The sequence below is a fragment of the Nonomuraea longispora genome (genome assembly GCF_004348345.1).
GTDB lineage: Bacteria > Actinomycetota > Actinomycetes > Streptosporangiales > Streptosporangiaceae > Nonomuraea > Nonomuraea longispora.
Genome location: NZ_SMJZ01000206.1, coordinates 1 through 16,085, shown reverse-complemented (window position 1 = coordinate 16,085; position 16,085 = coordinate 1). Strand labels below are relative to the sequence as shown.

Genomic DNA, 16,085 nt, shown 5'->3' with positions numbered 1-16,085 from the left:
GTGTACGGCGGGGCGCCCATCGCGGCATAGACCCCGTCGCGCACCAGCGGGCGGGCCATGCCCGCGGCGACCTGCGCCCACGCCGGCTCGGGCGCCAGGCCCAGCATCCGCCGCCAGCGCTGGGCCACCTCCAGCGCCCATGACCAGTACGCGAGCTCGAACGTCGGGTCGGCGGCGCTCGCCCGCACGTCGGCGTACGACTCCTGGGCCGGGACCAGGGGCGGCCCCAGACCGTGCCCGCGGGGGCCCTTGGTCGCGAAGGCGGCCATGAACGTGGCCGTGCCGAGCACGACGTCGGCGTACTCGGCCAGCGCCCGGGAGCCGTTCGCGCGGCGTACCAGCTCGGCCAGGAAGATCGGATGCGGCTGTTGCCAGAGCAGGAACGGCCCGATCGGGCTGGGGCTCTCGCGCCCGTCGGGGCCCACCTGCTTGGGCCAGCGCACTCCCGGCAGGCCCTGCGCCCTGGCCGTCTCACGGGCGCGCGGCAGGATGGAGGCGTACCAGCCGAGGCTGCGTTCGAGCAGGCCCGCCCGCCCCCACAGGGGGAAGTGGGCCGCGTGCCACCAGTGCATCTCCAGGTGGAAGCGGCCTCGCCAGCTGTTGGCCATCAGCCCGGTCTCGGCCGGAGGGGTGGAGCCGGCGCAGTGGATGGCGGTGAGGTACTGCGACAACACGACGCGGCGTTCCAGCTCGGGAGCCCGCGCGTCGTCGGCGCCGGACAGGTCCACCGCGCCGCCGGTGCTCCAGAAGCGCGCCCAGTGACGGCCGCAGGCCGCCACTACCTCGCCGAAGCCGGGAAGCCCGCCGCCGGGGGGCGTGCCGGCGGAGGTGAACGCGACCACGAGTTCGGCGGCCGGCTCGGTGAAGGTGAGCAGCACCTCGTGCGGCCCGCCCGGCGCGGCCCGGCCGCCGCCGGTCATGGCCACCGCCACGTCGTACGCGGTGCCGTCGAGCACCCGCTGCACCGTGCACCCGCCCGGTGAGGGGCGCAGCGTCGAGGCGTGCGCGCGGGGGCGGGACCAGTCGGCCGCGTTGCCCCACGCCTGCGACCCGTACGGGAACGCCAGCCGCACGGCGAGACCGCCCGGGAAACCGCCCGCCAGCAGCGGCGACTCGACGCGCACGGCGAGCACGTCGCGCTCGGGATGGCAGGCGGTGGTCACCTGCACCGGCGTGCCGCGCAGCAGGTAGCGGCTGGTGATGACGCCGGTCCACAGGTCGAGCCGCTGGCGGATCCCGGTGAGGTCGCCGGGGGTCAGGGGCGGGCCGCCGGTCGCGGCGAACCCGATCCGGCCGAGGTCCAGCCGGTGCGGGTTGGCCCGCAGCCACCGCTCGGCGGCCGAGGCGGGCGACTCGCCGGAGGCGCCGAGCCCACCCGCCATGTCCACGTACGGCACCGGCCCGCGCGGCGTGTCGTAGGTGCGGGCCGTCTCCGACAGCTCGTACGAGCCGGGAACGCTGTGCCAGCCCCACGCGGACATGGTGGCCAGCAGCGTCCCCGGCGCCGCGGCGGTGCGGTCCTCGACCGGGTGGGCGTCCGGGAAGGTCTGCAACCCGGTGACGTCGACCGTGCAGCAGAACTCGCCGTTGCCCACCGACAGCGGCGACTCCGGCAGGATCCGCGTCACCTCGACCGCGTGCCGGCCGACGAGCGCACGGCGGTCGATCCCGGCTGCGGTCACTGCTGCGGTCACTGCTGGATCGCCGTCCCGACCTGCTGGATGAAGTCGGCCGCCGCCTCGGCCGGCTTCTGCCGGCCGAACAGCACCTCGGCGTTGACCCGGTCGAGGATCTTGGGCGTGTCGGTGGAGCCCGCGGGCCCGATCACCAGCGGCGGTCCCGCCTTGGGCGTCAGGTCGTCGATGAACTCGGCCTGCGCCTTCTCCTCCTCGCCGAGCACGCTCGCGATGCCCTCCCGCACGTCGGAGTTGGCCGGGATGCCACGGTCGGCAAGAATGATCTTGCCGGCGTCGGCGCTGTTCACCAGGAAGTCCACGAACTTGGCCGCCTCCTCGGGATGCTCGCTCCTCGCGTTGATGCTGTAGATCTGGGACGCCTGCAGCCACATGCCGGGCTGGGTGGCATCGCTCTCACCGGGCACCCGGATGAGCTTCAGCGGTGTGCCGGCGGCCTTGGTCAGCGCGGTGAGCTGGTTGCTCCAGTCGAACTGCATCGCCGCGAGGCCTCGGCCCATCAGCGTCTGCTCGGGGGCGGGCTGGGTGATGAGCTCGGCCGTCTGCGAGGCGGGCGGGCTCGCTCCGGCGTCACGCAGTTCGAGTGTCATCGTCCACCAGTCGACCAGCGTCTTGGCGCTGATGGCGACCTTGCCGTCGGCGGTGTAGAGCGCCTCGCCGCGCTGGCGTGAGTACGCGTCCAGCATGTCGCTCCTGGTGGGGTCGGCCAGCGCGAACGTGCCCTTGGGCAGCTTGCCGGACAGCTCCGTGGAAACGCGCTTGAAGTCGTCCCAGGTCCAGGTGTCGCCGTCGGGCACCTCGACTCCGGCCTTGTCGAACACGGCGGGGTTGATGACGGTGGCGATCGCGTTGACGCCGCTCGGCACGCCGTACTGGACGCCGCCGAACTTGCCGTTGTCCAGCGCCGCCGTACCGATCTTGTCCGTCTTGAGGCTCACCTTCGACAGGTCGAGCAGCGCGCCGCGATCGCCGTACTCGCGGGGGTAGGCGCCGCCGAGCGTGATGACGTCGGGCGCGCGCCCGGCGGCCACCTCGGTGGCGAGCCGGTCGAAGTAGGAGTTGAAGTCGGTGTAGGAGCCCTTGACCGTGATGCCGGGGTTCTTCGCCTGGAACGCGTCGATCACCTTCTGGGTGGCGTCGGCCCGGTCGTTGTTGCCCCACCAGCCGAAGCGGAGCTCGACGGCGCCGTCCTCGCTCTCGGACGGCCCGCCGCCGCAGGCGGACACCGCCAGCATGACGCCGGCCAGGCAGAGCGCCGCGAGCCTTCTGGGCCTTCGTGACATCGGTCCTGTCCTTTCCCTGATAAGAAACGTGTCAATAGCACGTGGGGTGACGCGTCGCGATCACTTGAAGCCCGTGGTCGCGATGCCCTGGGTCAGGTAACGCTGACCGGCGAGGAAGAACCCGAAGATGGGCATCAGCCCGACGATGGACATGGCGAACAGCTCGCCCCAGGCCGTCTCGCCCTGGCCGTCCATGAACGACCGCAACGCCACCGGCATCGTCCACAACTCGGGATCGGTCAGGAAAATGAGCTGGCTGAAGAAGTCGTTCCAGGTCCAGATGAACGTGAACAGCGCCGAGGTCGCCAGCGCGGGAACCGACAGCGGGATGATGATCCGCCAGTAGATCCTGAAGTGGCCGCAGCCGTCGATGCGGGCCGCCTCGTCGAGCTCGCTGGGCAGGCCGCGGATGAACTGCACCATCAGGAAGATGAAGAACGCGTCGTGCGCCAGGAACTTCGGCACCACCAGCGGCAGGTTGGTGTTGATCCAGTCGAGCTGGGAGAACAGCACGTACTGCGGGACGATGAGCACGTGAATGGGCAACATCAGCGTCGCCAGCATCGCGGCAAAGAAGAGGTTGCGGCCCCGGAACTTCAGCCGGGCGAAGGCGTAGGCCGCCAGCGAGCACGACAGCAGGTTGCCGGCCACCGCGAGGATCGCGATCACCGCGGAGTTCCACAGGTAATAGTGGAACGGGTGACTCAGCGCCTCCCAGCCCTCGACGTAGTTGCCCAGGTCGAGCTCGGTCGGCCAGATGGAGGGGTCGCGGAAGATCGTCTCGGTGGGCTTGACGGAGCTCGACACCATCCACAGCAGCGGATAGAGCATCACCAGCCCGAAGCCGATGAGCAGTACGTGCTTCGGCAGCCGCCACGACCGGCGGCGGCGCGAAGGCCCCAGCTCAGTTGCCATAGAACACCCACCGTTTGGCGAAGAGGAAGTTGAGCCCGGTCAGGACGGCGATGACGGCCAGCAGCACCCACGCCATCGCGGAGGCGTAGCCCATGTCGAAGGAGCCGAAGCCGCGCTCGTACAGGTAGAGGGTGTAGAGCAGGGTGGCGTCGGACGGGCCGCCGCGCCCACCGCTGATCACGAACGCCTGGGTGAAGCTCTGGAAGGCGCCGATCAACTGCAGCACGAGGTTGAAGAAGATGATCGGCGTCAGCAGCGGGAGCGTGATGCGGAAGAACCTCGACACCGGGCCGGCGCCGTCGACCTCCGCCGCCTCGTAGTAGGAGTGCGGGATCTGGCGCAGCCCGGCCAGGAAGATCACCATCGGCGCGCCGAACGTCCAGGCGTTGAGCACGATGAGCGTGCCCAGGGCGAAGTCTGGGTGGGCGACCCAGCTGACGCCCTCGATGCCGGCCATCGCCAGCAACTGGTTGACCAGGCCGTCCTTGCCGAAGATCTGCCGCCACAGGATCGCGACGGACACGCTGCCCGCGAGCAGCGACGGCAGGTAGTAGACCGAGCGGTAGAAGCTCAGCCCGCGCACGCCCCGGTTGAGCAGCAGCGCCAGCGCCAGCGCCAGGACCAGCTGGACGGGCACGGACACGGACACGTAGACGAACGTGACCCCGAGCGACTTGTGCAGCCGCGGGTCGGCCAGCATCTGCCGGTAGTTGTCCAGCCCCAGCCACTCGGGCGGCTTGAGCAGGGTGTATTCGGTGAACGACAGGTAGAGGGAGGCCAGGATCGGCCCGACGGTGAACAGCGCCATGCCGGCGAACCACGGCGCCAGGAAGAGATAGCCGATGCGGTCGCGCGCGGGGCCGCTCGGCGAGGACCGCCGTCGCCGCCGCCTTCCGCGCGCGAGAGGGGGCTCTCGCTCGGGCGAGGCGATGGCCGGGGTCGGACGGTTGCTCATGGACCACCCTTCGCCGATCGCGCGGGGGACGCGCGTGTCGGGGCGACCGGGGCCGAGGTGCCCTCCGGCCAGTGAGTAACCAGTTTCTAACAGAGCCTGCAAAAGGTGTCAACGCTCGATGAGTCCGGCACTGAGCTGCGGCAACGCTGGGCAGGGCGTTCTTGCCGACCACGCCGGCAACCGGTTGCAGTTCTTTTGAGAAACCGGTATCTTGCGAGCGCGCCCGGTCGCGGGCGCGCTTGTCACGGTCCGGCGATTTAATGCATGCAGGCGAAGCGCCGAAGCGTGCAGGGGGAGCGGATGAGGGCAGGCACCGGAGGGCGTGCAGAGGATCGCGACGAGCCGTCGTCCTCGGCCGGGTCGGGGGCCAGGCGCGGGCCACGGCCCGCGGGCGCGGCGACCATCAGCCGCGTCGCCGAGGCCGCCGGCGTCTCCCGCGCCACCGTGTCGCGGGTGATGAACGGCTCCACCACCGTCAAGCCGGAGCTCGCCGCCCGCGTGCGCGCGGCCGCGCAGGCGCTCGACTACGAGCCCAGCGTCGCCGCCCGCAGCCTCGCGCTCGGCCGCACGGGCACGATCTCGCTCGTCGTCCCCGACCTGTCCAACCCGCTGTTCCAGGGCGTGCTGCGCGGGCTGAGCCAGGCGGCGGGCAAGGCCGGGCGCCAGCTGCTGGTGGCCGAGTCCAACGAGGACGCCGAGGAGGAGACGATCCTCGCGATCGAGGCGCGGCGCAATTCCGACGGGCTCGTGCTGGCCTCGCCCCGCGCCCCCGGCGAGCGGCTGCGCGAGCTCAGCGACCGCCTGGCGCCGTTCGTGCTCGTCTACCGCGAGGTTCGCGGCCTGGCGGCCCCGTCATTGTCGGTCGACAACGACGCGGGCATCAACGAGCTCGTCGCCCACCTCACTGGCCTCGGCCATCGCCACCTGGCCTACCTGAGCGGCCCGTCCGCCAGCTCCTCGCACGCCGCGCGGCTCGCCGCGCTGCGTGCCGCCGCGGCCGGCACCCCGGGGTTCACGCTGACGGAGCTGCCGTGCGGCTCGATGTTCGACGACGGCCACGCCACGGCCCGCCCGGTGCTGGAGTGCGGCGCGAGCGCGGTGGTGGCCTTCAACGACATGGTGGCCTCCGGCGCCCTCACGGGCCTGCACGAGCTGGGCGTACGGGTGCCGGGCGACGTGTCCGTCACCGGGTTCGACGACATCCCGTTCGCCCGCTACACCACTCCCCCGCTGACCACGGTCTCCATCCCGAAGAACGAGCTCGGCCGGCAGGCGTGGGAGCGGCTGTGGGCGCTGATGAACGGCGAGAGCGGCGGCTACAACGTGCGCTTCCAGCCCCGGCTGCTCATCCGCGACAGCACGGGGCCCGCGCCGTCCTAGGAGGAGAGCGCATGGAGTGGATCAGCGTCCGTGGCGACCGGCTGGCCGGCGAGTCGGGCCGGATCGTCACGCTGGCCGGGGTCGGGCTCGGCGGCTGGATGAACATGGAGAACTTCATCACCGGCTACCCCGCCACCGAGTCGCTGCAGCGCGCCGCCCTGCGCAGATCCCGAGCGACGCGTGCGAGCAAGCCGCTCGCCGACGTGCTGCGGACGCACCTGGCCGGAGGTCAGGAGCCTCAGCCGAGCGCGCGGTCGAGGTTGAACGCGGCGCTGATCAGCGCCAGGTGGGTGAAGGCCTGCGGGAAGTTGCCCTGCTGCTCGCCGCTGCGGCTGATCTCCTCCGCGTACAGGCCCACGTGGTTGGCGTAGGTCAGCATCTTCTCGAACGCCAGCCGGCCCTCCTCCACGCGGCCCGCGCGCACGAGCGCCTCGACGTACCAGAACGAGCAGATGGAGAACGTGCCCTCCTCCCCGCGCAGGCCGTCCGGGCTGGCCTTGGGGTCGTAGCGGTAGACCAGCGAGTCGGACACCAGCTCGGCGGTGAGCGCGTCCAGGGTGGCCAGCCACTTCGGATCGGTGGGCGAGACGAACTTGACCAGCGGCATCATGAGCACGGAGGCGTCGAGCACGTCGCCGTCCTCGTACTGCACGAAGGCCTCACGCTGCTCGGACCAGCCGCGGCGCATGAGCGTGCGGTAGATCGTGTCGCGGCTGTCCCGCCAGCGCGGGATGTCGGCGGGCAGGCCGCGCCGGTTGGCCATCCGCATGGCGCGCTCGATCGCCACCCAGCACATCAGCCGCGAGTAGAGGAAGTTCCTGCGCCCGCCGCGGGTCTCCCAGACGCCCTCGTCGGGCTGGTCCCAGTGGTCGCAGACCCAGTCCACCAGGCCGCACACCTCGTCCCAGTGGTCGCTGGAGATGGGCTGCCCCCACTTGTCGTAGAGGTAGACGGAGTCGATGAGCGCTCCGTAGATGTCGAGCTGGAGCTGGTCGGCGGCGGCGTTGCCGACCCGTACGGGTGCGGAGCCCTGGTGCCCCTCCAGGTGACCGAGCTCGCGTTCCGGCAGGTCGGTACGGCCGTCGATGCCGTACATGATCTGGAGCGGCCCTGAGGGGCCGTCGGCGCGCCGGGTGACGCGCCGGGTCAGGAAGTTCATGAACGCCTCGGCCTCGCCGGTGAAGCCCAGCCGGAGCAGGGCGTAGACGGCGAAGGCGGCGTCGCGCACCCAGAGGTAGCGGTAGTCCCAGTTGCGCTCGCCGCCGATCTGCTCGGGCAGGCTGGTCGTCGGCGCGGCGACGATCGCGCCCGTCGGCGCGTACGTGAGCAGCTTGAGGGTCAGCGCGGACCGGTGCACCATCTCCCGCCACCGGCCGCGGTAGCGGGAGGCGGACAACCACCGCCGCCAGAACGCCACCGTGGCGGCGAACTCGTCCTCGGCCTCGGCGTACGCGCACGCGCGCGGCAGCACGTCGCCGCCGATCTGGTCGAGCGCGAACACCTCCGACTCGCCCTCGTGGAGGGTGAAGGCGGCCGTGGCGTCCCGGTCGTCGCACGTGACCGGCACCGTGGCGGTCAGCGCGAGCGACAGGTCCTCCGACTCGAACAACACCATCCCGTCGTGCCGGCGTACGCGGTGCGGCTGCGCGCCGTACCCGAACCGGGGGGCGACCCGCGCGCGGAACGGGATCGACCCCCGTACGCAGATCACCCGCCGCATCAGCCGGTGGCGCCTGGCCTCGCCCGAGTCGCTGGTCACCGGCATGAAGTCCTGGATCTCGCCCACCCCGCCCTCGGTGAAGAACCGGGTGATCAGGACGTTGGTGTCGGGGAAGTAGAACTGTTTGGTCTTGGCGGGCACACTCGCGCCCAGCTCGAACGCTCCCCCTTTGCCGGCGTCGAGGATCGCGCCGAAGACGCTGGGCGAGTCGAAGGTCGGGCAGCAGTACCAGTCGATGGTGCCGTCGGTGCCCACCAGCGCCACGGTGCGCAGGTCGCCGATCAGGCCGTGCTCGGCGATCGGCAGGTAACGGCCGGGCCCCACCCGGCTCTCCTGATCGAATGTCTCGGCCATCGCATCCTCTCTCCGGCGTCGCGCTGTCCCTACCCACGGTGCGCCGCCGTCTCTCCCGGTCCGGAGGGAGGTCATGGGCTGGCCGGGTCCCGGCGGGGCTGCCCCGGTCGCGCCGGGTCGCGGTGCACACTGGCCCGATGGGAGTGCGGGTCCGGGTCGAGGGCGTGGTGCAGGGGGTGGGGTTCCGGCCGTTCGTGCACGGGCTGGCCACCCGGCTGGGGCTGGCGGGCCGGGTCGGCAACGACGCGCGCGGCGTCTTCGTCGAGCTGGACGGCGACCGCGACGGGATCGCCGAGTTCCTGACGCGGCTCGAACGCGACGCTCCCCCGCTGGCCGCGATCGAGCGGGTGACCGTCACCCGGGGCGGCCGCGTGGCCGCGTCCGGGGACGGGCGGTTCCTGATCGTGGCGAGCGAGCGCTCGGGAGCCCCGCGCACGCTGGTCTCGCCCGACATCGCGACGTGCGCCGACTGCCTGGCCGAGCTGGCCGACCCGGCCGACCGGCGCTACCGCTACCCCTTCGTCAACTGCGTCAACTGCGGGCCGCGGCTGACGATCACGCGCGCGTTGCCGTACGACCGGCCGCTGACCACGATGGCGGGTTTCGCCCTGTGCGAGGCATGCCTGGCCGAGTACCACGACCCGGCCGACCGGCGCTTTCACGCCCAGCCCGTGTGCTGCCCGGCCTGCGGCCCGGCACTCGAACTGCTGGACGCGCGGGGCGCCCCGATCGCCGGCGGCGACGACGCCCTGACCGGCGCCGCCGGTGTGCTGCGCGAGGGCGGGGTGCTGGCGGTGAAGGGCCTCGGCGGCTACCACCTGGCGGTCGTGGCCACCGACGAGCGGGCCGCCGCGGAGTTGCGCCGGCGCAAGCGGCGGGCGGACAAACCGTTCGCGGTCATGGTGGCCGGCCCGGCGCAGGCGCGGCGGTTGTGCGAGGTGGACGCGGTCGCGCAGGCGCTCCTGACCGGCCGGGAACGTCCCATCGTGCTGCTGCCGCGCCGCACGGACGTCACCGGCGTGGCGGGCGCGGTCGCGCCGGGGCGGGCGAACCTCGGGGTGATGTTGCCGTACACGCCGCTGCACCACCTGCTGCTCGCGGACACGGGCGCGCCGCTCGTGCTGACGAGCGCTAATCTCGCCGGCGAGCCGATCGAGTACGACGACCGCGCCGCCCTCGACCGGCTCGGCGGCATGGCGGACGCCTTCCTGACCCATGACCGGCCCATCCACCTGCGGGCCGACGACTCGGTGGCGCGGGTGTTCCGGGGCAGGGGCACGCTCCTGCGGCGCTCGCGCGGCCATGCCCCTGCCCCGTTCACGCTGGCGTGGGAGGCCTCCCGGCCGGTGCTCGGCTGCGGAGCGGCGCTGAAGAGCACGTTCTGCATGACGAGGGGGCGGCACGCCTTCGTCTCCCCGCACGTCGGCGACCTGGAGGGGTACGAGGCGCTGCGGGCGTACACGGCGGGAATCCAGCACTTCTCCGCCCTGCTCGGCGTCCGTCCCGAGGTGGTCGCGCACGACCTGCACCCCGACTACCCGTCCACCCGGTACGCCCTCGGCCTGCCGGACGTGGAACCCGTCGCGGTGCAGCACCATCACGCGCACATCGCCTCCTGCCTGGCCGACAACGGCGAGCACGGCCGGGTGATCGGCGTGGCGTTCGACGGCCTCGGCCACGGCGACGACGGGACGTTGTGGGGCGGCGAGTTCCTCCTGGCCGACCTGGCCTCGTTCGAGCGGGCCGGGCATCTGGCACCCGTCCCGATGCCGGGCGGTGAGACGGCCGTCAGGCAGCCGTGGCGGATGGCCGCCGCCTACCTGGCCGGTCTGGACGGCCTGGACGACAGTGCGGCGCGGGCCACCGCCGTGGCGCGGCGCGCAGGGGCCCGATGGGAGAGCGTGACGGCGCTGGCCAGGCGCGGCGGGCCGGCCGCGCCGCTGACCTCCAGCGCCGGACGCCTGTTCGACGCCGTGGCGGCGCTGGCCGGCGTCCGCGACACGATCACGTACGAGGGGCAGGCCGCGATCGAGCTGGAGCAGGTCGCCGACCCCGCGGAACGCGGCGCGTACCCGGCGGGCATCGCGCGGCGCGACGGCGTGCTCGTGGTCGCCGGCGGGGACCTGGTGCGGGCGGCGCTGGAGGACCTGGACAGGGGCGTGGGCCCGGCGGTGGTCTCCGCCCGCTTCCACAACGGTGTGCGCGAGCTCGTCGTGCGCTGCTGCCGGGCGCTGCGCGAGGAGACGGGGCTGACGACGGTGGCGCTGTCCGGAGGCGTGTTCCAGAACGTGCTGCTGGCCGAGCGCACGGTGGAGCGGCTGGAGTGCGACGGGTTCAGGGTGCTCACCCACGCGGGTGTTCCGGCCGGCGACGGCGGCATCAGCCTCGGCCAGGCAGCGGTCGCCGCCGCCCGCGAGCGGCTCCGCTAGCCGGGCGGGTTCCGCTTCCGCGCAGGTCAGCGAGGTTTCGGCCGGAAGCTGGGGCGGTATGTCCGCTACGTAGAGCAACCGTCCGGGCACATCACGAAACCGGGCCCGAACTCTGCATCCGGCCACGAAAGGGGCTTGGGCCATGACGACCACGCAGACACCGACAGGCCTGGACGAGCTTCACATCCTGTGGACCTCGGAGGGCATGAGCTGCGACGGCGACACCGTCTCCGTCACCGCCGCGTCGCTGCCGAGCCTGGAGGACGTGCTGCTCGGGCTCGTGCCGGGGCTGCCCAAGGTGCACCTGCACAACAAGGTGCTCGCGACGGAGGTGGGCGACGCCTTCATGGCCGCCTTCCACCAGGCCCATCACGACGAGCTCGGCCCGTTCATCCTCGTGGTCGAGGGGTCGATCCCCAACGAGCGGATCAACGGCGACGGCTTCTGGACGTCCATGGGCAACGACCCGGTCACCGGCGAGCCCATCACGGTGAACGAGTGGATCGACCGGCTGGCTCCCAAGGCCTGGGCCGTCGTCGCCATCGGCACCTGCGCCACCTACGGCGGCATCCACGCCATGGCCGGCAACCCGACCGGCTGCATGGGGCTGGCCGACTACCTCGGCAAGGACTTCCGCTCGGCCGGCGGCCTGCCCATCGTCAACGTGCCCGGCTGCCCCGTGCAGCCCGACAACTTCATGGAGACGCTGACCTGGCTGCTCTACCAGGCGGCGGGCATGGCCCCCACCATCCCGCTCGACGACCTGCTGAGGCCCACCTGGCTGTTCGGCAAGACCGTGCACGAGGGCTGCGACCGGGGCGGCTACTACGAGCAGGGCGACTTCGCCCACGACTACAACTCCCCCAAGTGCCTGGTGCGCGTCGGCTGCTGGGGGCCGGTGGTCAACTGCAACGTCACCAAACGCGGCTGGATGGACGGCGTCGGCGGCTGCCCCAACGTGGGCGGCATCTGCATCGGCTGCACCATGCCCGGTTTCCCCGACAAGTTCATGCCGTTCATGGACGAACCTCCCGGCGGATCGGTGTCGGCGGCGTTCAGCGGCGCGTACGGCTCGCTGATCCGCAGGATGCGCTCGATCACGAACAACACGGCCAACAAGGAACCGAAGTGGCGTCACAACCGCCGCAGGCTGACGAGCGGGTACGACCCGCGCTGGGGAAACGGCTAAAGGGAGAGTGGCGAGGTGACAACCCGTACGGCGGGGGCCAAGCAGAGCGCGGGCGAGCCCCGCGAGCTGGTGGAGATGTCGTGGGACCCGATCACGAGGATCATCGGCAACCTGGGCATCTACACCAAGATCGACTTCAACAACCGCGAGGTCGTCGAGTGCAAGAGCACCTCGTCGTTGTTCCGCGGCTACAGCGTGTTCATGAAGGGCAAGGACCCGCGCGACGCGCACTTCATCACGAGCCGGATCTGCGGCATCTGCGGTGACAACCACGCGGTCTGCTCGATCTACGCCCAGAACATGGCGTACGGCGTCAAGCCCCCGCCGCTGGCCGAATGGATCATCAACCTGGGCGAAGCGGCCGAGTACATGTTCGACCACACCCTCTTCCAGGACAACCTGGTCTTCGTCGACTACTGCGAGCAGATGGTCAAGGAGACCAACCCCGGCCTGCTGCGCCGGGCGGAGACCACGGAGGCGCCGAACGCGGGGCTGCACGGGTTCCGGACGATCGCCGACATCATGCGCGCCTTCAACCCGTTCAGCGGGGCGGTCTACAAGGAGGCGCTGCACGTCAGCAGGGTGACCAGGGAGATGTGCTGCCTGATGGAGGGCCGGCACGTGCACCCGTCGACGCTCTACCCGGGCGGCGTGGGCACGGTCGCGACGCCCCAGGTGTTCACCGACTACCTGGTGCGGCTGCTGCGGGTGCTCGACTTCCTGAAGAAGGCCGTCCCGATGAACGACGACCTGTTCGACTTCTTCTACGAGGCGCTGCCCGGCTACGAGGAGGTCGGCCGCCGGCGGGTGATGCTCGGCTGCTGGGGCTCCTTCCAGGATCCGGCGGCGGTCGACTACGACTACCGGAACATGAACGAGTGGGGCCGGCGGATGTTCGTCACGCCGGGCATCGTCCTGGACGGCGAGCTGCTGACCACCGACCTGGTCGACATCAACCTCGGCATCCGCATCCTGCTGGGCAGCTCCTACTACGACGACTGGCAGGCGGAGGAGACGTTCGTCACCCACGACCCGCTCGGCAACCCCGTGGACCAGCGCCACCCGTGGAACCAGACGACGCTGCCCAAGCCGCAGAAACGCGACCTGGAACACGGCAACTACAGCTGGGTGATGAGCCCTCGCTGGTACGACCGGCGCACCGGCGACCACCTGGCGCTCGACACCGGCGGCGGCCCGCTGGCACGGCTGTGGTCGACGGCGCTCGCGGGCCTGGTCGACACCGGCACGGTACGCGCCACGGGCCACAGCGTGGAGATCAACCTGCCCAAGAGCGGCTCCCTGCCGGAGATGCGGCTGGAGTGGAAGGTGCCACGCTGGGCCAACACCATCGAGCGCAACCGCGCCCGCGCCTACTTCGTCGCGTACGCGGCGGCGATGGCGGTGCACTTCCTGGAGCAGGCGCTGGGCGAGGTGCGGGCCGGCCGCACGCAGGTGTTCTCCGACTTCGACGTGCCGGACGAGGCGATCGGGTGCGGCTTCCACGAGGCGGTGCGCGGCGTGTTGTCGCACCACATGGTGATCCGCGACGGCAAGATCGCCAACTACCACCCGTACCCGCCGACGCCGTGGAACGCCAGCCCGCGCGACATGTACGGCACGCCGGGGCCGTACGAGGACGCGGTGCAGGGGTTGCCGATCTTCGAGGAGAACGGGCCCGACTCTTTCAAGGGCATCGACATCATGCGTACGGTGCGCAGCTTCGACCCGTGCCTGCCGTGCGGCGTGCACATGTACCTCGGCGGCGGCAAGGAGCTCAAGCAGATGCACTCCCCCACTTTCGGCGCGAGCCTCGGCGGTTAGGAGCAGGCGCATGGACGACCGCATCGCGAGGATCGAGGTCATGCTCGACGAGGCCGGCCCTGACGCGGTCGAGCTCGTCAGGGAGCTGCTCGACCTGTACGGCGAGGGCCTGGGGCGGGTCATGGCGGTGCTCGACGCCGAGCAGGCGGCGCGGCTGGCCGCCGACGCGTCGGTCGCGCCGCTCCTGCTGCTGCACGACCTGCATCCGCTGGACGTGCGGGCCCGTGTGGAGGCGGCCGTCGGCGGCTCCGCCGAACTGCTCGCCGTCGAGGACGACCTGGTCCGCCTGCGCGTACGGCCGGGCGGCTGCCGCTCGTCCGCCGAGACGGCGACGTCGGCCCTGCGGGAGGCCGTACGTGCCGCAGCCCCGGAGATCGAGCACGTCGACATCGAGGTCGAACGCGACGCGACGCCGCTGATCCCGGTCGAGAGCCTGGCCGTGCGCACCGGCTCGCGGGCGCCGTGACCGGCCTGCTGCGCCGGCTCGCCGCGCAGGCGCGCGAGCGGCGGCCGTCCCTCCGGGCGCAGGCGTGCGGGCTGTGCGGCGAGGCGCTGCCCGACGTGCACCGCCACCTGCTGGAGCTGCCGTCCCGCGAGCTGCGCTGCGCGTGCCGGGCCTGCCAGGTGCTGTTCGACCACGCGGCGGCCGGCGGGCCGGCGTCGGGAGGCCGGCACGTCCTCGTGCCGGACCGGCGCCGGCGGATGAGCGGCTTCGTGCTTCCCGACCCGGTGTGGGCGCGGCTCGGCGTTCCTGTGCGCATGGCGTGCCTGGTGCGCGACTCGGCTTCCGGCGGGATCGTCGCGTTCTACCCGAGCCCGGCGGGGGCGGTGCGGGCGCCCGCCGACCAGGCGGCCTGGGACCTGATCGTGCGCGACAACCCGGTGCTCGCCGAGTTGCGCCAGGACGTGGAGGCCCTGCTCGTCGACCGCGACCGCGGCGCGTGGATGGTGCCGCTCGACGACTGTTACGCGCTCGCCGGGACGATCAGGGCCCGCTGGCGCGGGCTGACCGGCGGCCAGGAGGTGCGCGCGCACCTCGACACCTTCTTCACCGACCTCGACGACCGGTCCGTCACCGTACCGGCCACCGACGACAGCAGGAGCCCAGCGTGAGCAAGAAGCACCCGATCAGGACGGGCCACCCGGACGTGCGCCCCGACGCTCCCTCCCACGTCAAAGGCGTCAAGGAGGGCAACAGCCGCGGCAATTACGGCAAGCAGGAGGGCCACCTGCCAGACGGCCGGTCCACGGCCCGGCGCTCGACCGGCATCAACCCGCGCAAACACGACCCGATCGACCCTGACATGCCCAACCTGTCGCCCGCCTGATCACGATGCCACCGACAGCACCGGCCGTGCGGATCGAGGTCCACGGCGTCGAGCCGGCCGTACCCGCCGCGGCGCCCGCCCTGGACTTCCGGCTGCGCGTGCACGCCGACGCCCCCGTGCGCGCGCTCACGCTGGCCACGCAGCTGCGCATCGAGGCCGCCGCGCGCGACTACGACGAGGACGCGCGCGACCGGCTCCAGGGGTTGTTCGGCCCGCCCGAGACGTGGGGACGCACCCTGTCCAGCCTGCTGTGGACGCGGACCGTCACCCACGTGCCCGCCTTCACCGGCAGGGCCCAGGCGACGCTCACCGTCGCGTGCACCTACGACTTCGACGTGGCCGCCGCCGCGTACCTGCACGGCCTGCCCGGCGGTGGGGTGCCGCTGCGCTTCCTGTTCACCGGCACCGTCTTCTACCTCGACGGCGACCGCCTGCAGGCGGCCTGCCTGCCGTGGGACACCGAGGCGGAGCACCTCATGCCGGTACACGTGTGGAAGGACCTCATGGACCGCCACTTCCCGCGCACGGCCTGGATCCGGCTGGAGCGCGACACGTTCGACCGCCTGTACGCCCACCGGGTGCGGCACACCCTGCTCGGCTGGGACGACACGGTCAGATCACTGCTGGAAACGAGCGGAGGCTGACCGCGCATGGACCCGCAGAAGGATTCGCAGAAGGACCCGGTCCGGCAGATCGCCCGCGCCGTGCTGTACGAGGGCTACCTGCTGTGGCCGTACCGCGAGTCGTCGCTGAAGAACCGGCACCGCTGGACGATCGGCGGCGTGCACCCGGAGGCGTACGGCCGGGCCCACGAGGGCGAGCGCTGGCTGATGCATACCGAATGCCTCGTCGAAGCGGAGCCCGGCGACACCGTCGACGTGTGCGTACGTTTCCTGCACGTCGTCATCCGCGAGCCGGTCGCGGGCGGCCCCGACCGCCGGTCGGGCGAGGAGGCGCGGGAGCGGGAGCTGTCCCTGCCGGGCCTCGTCGTGGACGAGCTGACGCGCGGGCCGGCCG

13 protein-coding genes and 1 pseudogene are annotated in these 16,085 nt (G+C 71.8%); 9 read left to right on the top strand and 5 right to left on the bottom strand.

Annotation, left to right across the window (positions count from 1 at the left end; all coding sequences use genetic code 11):
• The 4 genes from E1267_RS36145 to E1267_RS36130 form a co-directional block, all read right to left on the bottom strand.
• Positions 1-1,694, bottom strand: a 1,694-nt coding sequence (locus tag E1267_RS36145; protein ID WP_132339527.1) for a hypothetical protein, incomplete at its 3' end; no start/stop codon positions are given.
• Complete coding sequence (locus E1267_RS36140) at positions 1,691-2,977, bottom strand: ABC transporter substrate-binding protein (RefSeq protein ID WP_220449840.1); 1,287 nt, start codon at positions 2,975-2,977, stop codon at positions 1,691-1,693. The genes E1267_RS36145 and E1267_RS36140, both read right to left, overlap by 4 nt.
• 60 nt (positions 2,978-3,037) lie before the next feature.
• A complete protein-coding gene (locus E1267_RS36135) occupies positions 3,038-3,892 on the bottom strand; it encodes a carbohydrate ABC transporter permease (RefSeq protein WP_132339525.1) in 855 nt (284 codons plus the stop codon).
• On the bottom strand, positions 3,882-4,847 hold the full coding sequence (locus tag E1267_RS36130; RefSeq protein ID WP_132339523.1) for a carbohydrate ABC transporter permease: 966 nt from the start codon (positions 4,845-4,847) through the stop codon (positions 3,882-3,884). Before E1267_RS36130 ends, E1267_RS36135 begins: the two co-directional genes overlap by 11 nt.
• A gap of 300 nt (positions 4,848-5,147) precedes the next feature.
• Here E1267_RS36130 and E1267_RS36125 point away from each other — a divergent pair, with 300 nt between their 5' ends.
• Positions 5,148-6,227, top strand: a complete 1,080-nt coding sequence (locus E1267_RS36125) for a LacI family DNA-binding transcriptional regulator (RefSeq protein ID WP_132339521.1) — start codon at positions 5,148-5,150, stop codon at positions 6,225-6,227.
• Positions 6,228-6,465: 238 nt separating this feature from the next.
• Here E1267_RS36125 and E1267_RS36115 read toward each other — a convergent pair whose 3' ends face one another.
• Entirely contained in the window at positions 6,466-8,301 is a 1,836-nt protein-coding gene (locus E1267_RS36115) for a glycoside hydrolase family 15 protein (RefSeq protein ID WP_132339519.1), read from the bottom strand.
• A 137-nt stretch (positions 8,302-8,438) separates the two neighbouring features.
• Here E1267_RS36115 and hypF point away from each other — a divergent pair, with 137 nt between their 5' ends.
• The 8 genes and pseudogenes from hypF to E1267_RS36075 form a co-directional block, all read left to right on the top strand.
• Positions 8,439-10,730: a carbamoyltransferase HypF gene (gene hypF, locus E1267_RS36110; protein WP_181957892.1), complete on the top strand. Its 2,292-nt coding sequence runs from the start codon at positions 8,439-8,441 to the stop codon at positions 10,728-10,730.
• Positions 10,731-10,872: 142 nt separating this feature from the next.
• On the top strand, positions 10,873-11,919 hold the full coding sequence (locus tag E1267_RS36105) for an NADH-quinone oxidoreductase subunit B family protein (RefSeq protein WP_132339517.1): 1,047 nt from the start codon (positions 10,873-10,875) through the stop codon (positions 11,917-11,919).
• Between the two features lie 15 nt (positions 11,920-11,934).
• On the top strand, positions 11,935-13,740 hold the full coding sequence (locus tag E1267_RS36100; protein ID WP_246064473.1) for a nickel-dependent hydrogenase large subunit: 1,806 nt from the start codon (positions 11,935-11,937) through the stop codon (positions 13,738-13,740).
• Between the two features lie 10 nt (positions 13,741-13,750).
• Complete coding sequence (locus tag E1267_RS36095) at positions 13,751-14,206, top strand: NifU family protein (RefSeq protein ID WP_132339515.1); 456 nt, start codon at positions 13,751-13,753, stop codon at positions 14,204-14,206.
• A complete protein-coding gene (locus E1267_RS36090) occupies positions 14,203-14,853 on the top strand; it encodes a DUF5947 family protein (RefSeq protein WP_132339513.1) in 651 nt (216 codons plus the stop codon). Before E1267_RS36095 ends, E1267_RS36090 begins: the two co-directional genes overlap by 4 nt.
• Complete coding sequence (locus E1267_RS36085; RefSeq protein WP_201761588.1) at positions 14,850-15,068, top strand: hypothetical protein; 219 nt, start codon at positions 14,850-14,852, stop codon at positions 15,066-15,068. Before E1267_RS36090 ends, E1267_RS36085 begins: the two co-directional genes overlap by 4 nt.
• A gap of 26 nt (positions 15,069-15,094) precedes the next feature.
• The gene (locus tag E1267_RS36080; RefSeq protein WP_132339511.1) at positions 15,095-15,712 is read left to right on the top strand and encodes a DUF6084 family protein; all 618 of its coding nucleotides are present in this window, start codon (positions 15,095-15,097) and stop codon (positions 15,710-15,712) included.
• A gap of 6 nt (positions 15,713-15,718) precedes the next feature.
• Positions 15,719-16,085 (top strand): annotated as a pseudogene (locus E1267_RS36075) (hypothetical protein); the annotation flags it as partial.

Excerpts from the sequence above, each read along its gene's own strand:
- E1267_RS36130 (WP_132339523.1), bottom strand. The coding sequence starts at position 4,847 with ATGAGCAACCGTCCGACCCCGGCCATCGCCTCGCCCGAGCGAGAGCCC.
- hypF (WP_181957892.1), top strand. The coding sequence starts at position 8,439 with ATGGGAGTGCGGGTCCGGGTCGAGGGCGTGGTGCAGGGGGTGGGGTTC.
- E1267_RS36135 (WP_132339525.1), bottom strand. The coding sequence starts at position 3,892 with ATGGCAACTGAGCTGGGGCCTTCGCGCCGCCGCCGGTCGTGGCGGCTG.
- E1267_RS36115 (WP_132339519.1), bottom strand. The coding sequence starts at position 8,301 with ATGGCCGAGACATTCGATCAGGAGAGCCGGGTGGGGCCCGGCCGTTAC.
- E1267_RS36125 (WP_132339521.1), top strand. The coding sequence starts at position 5,148 with ATGAGGGCAGGCACCGGAGGGCGTGCAGAGGATCGCGACGAGCCGTCG.
- E1267_RS36105 (WP_132339517.1), top strand. The coding sequence starts at position 10,873 with ATGACGACCACGCAGACACCGACAGGCCTGGACGAGCTTCACATCCTG.
- E1267_RS36140 (WP_220449840.1), bottom strand. The coding sequence starts at position 2,977 with ATGTCACGAAGGCCCAGAAGGCTCGCGGCGCTCTGCCTGGCCGGCGTC.
- E1267_RS36095 (WP_132339515.1), top strand. The coding sequence starts at position 13,751 with ATGGACGACCGCATCGCGAGGATCGAGGTCATGCTCGACGAGGCCGGC.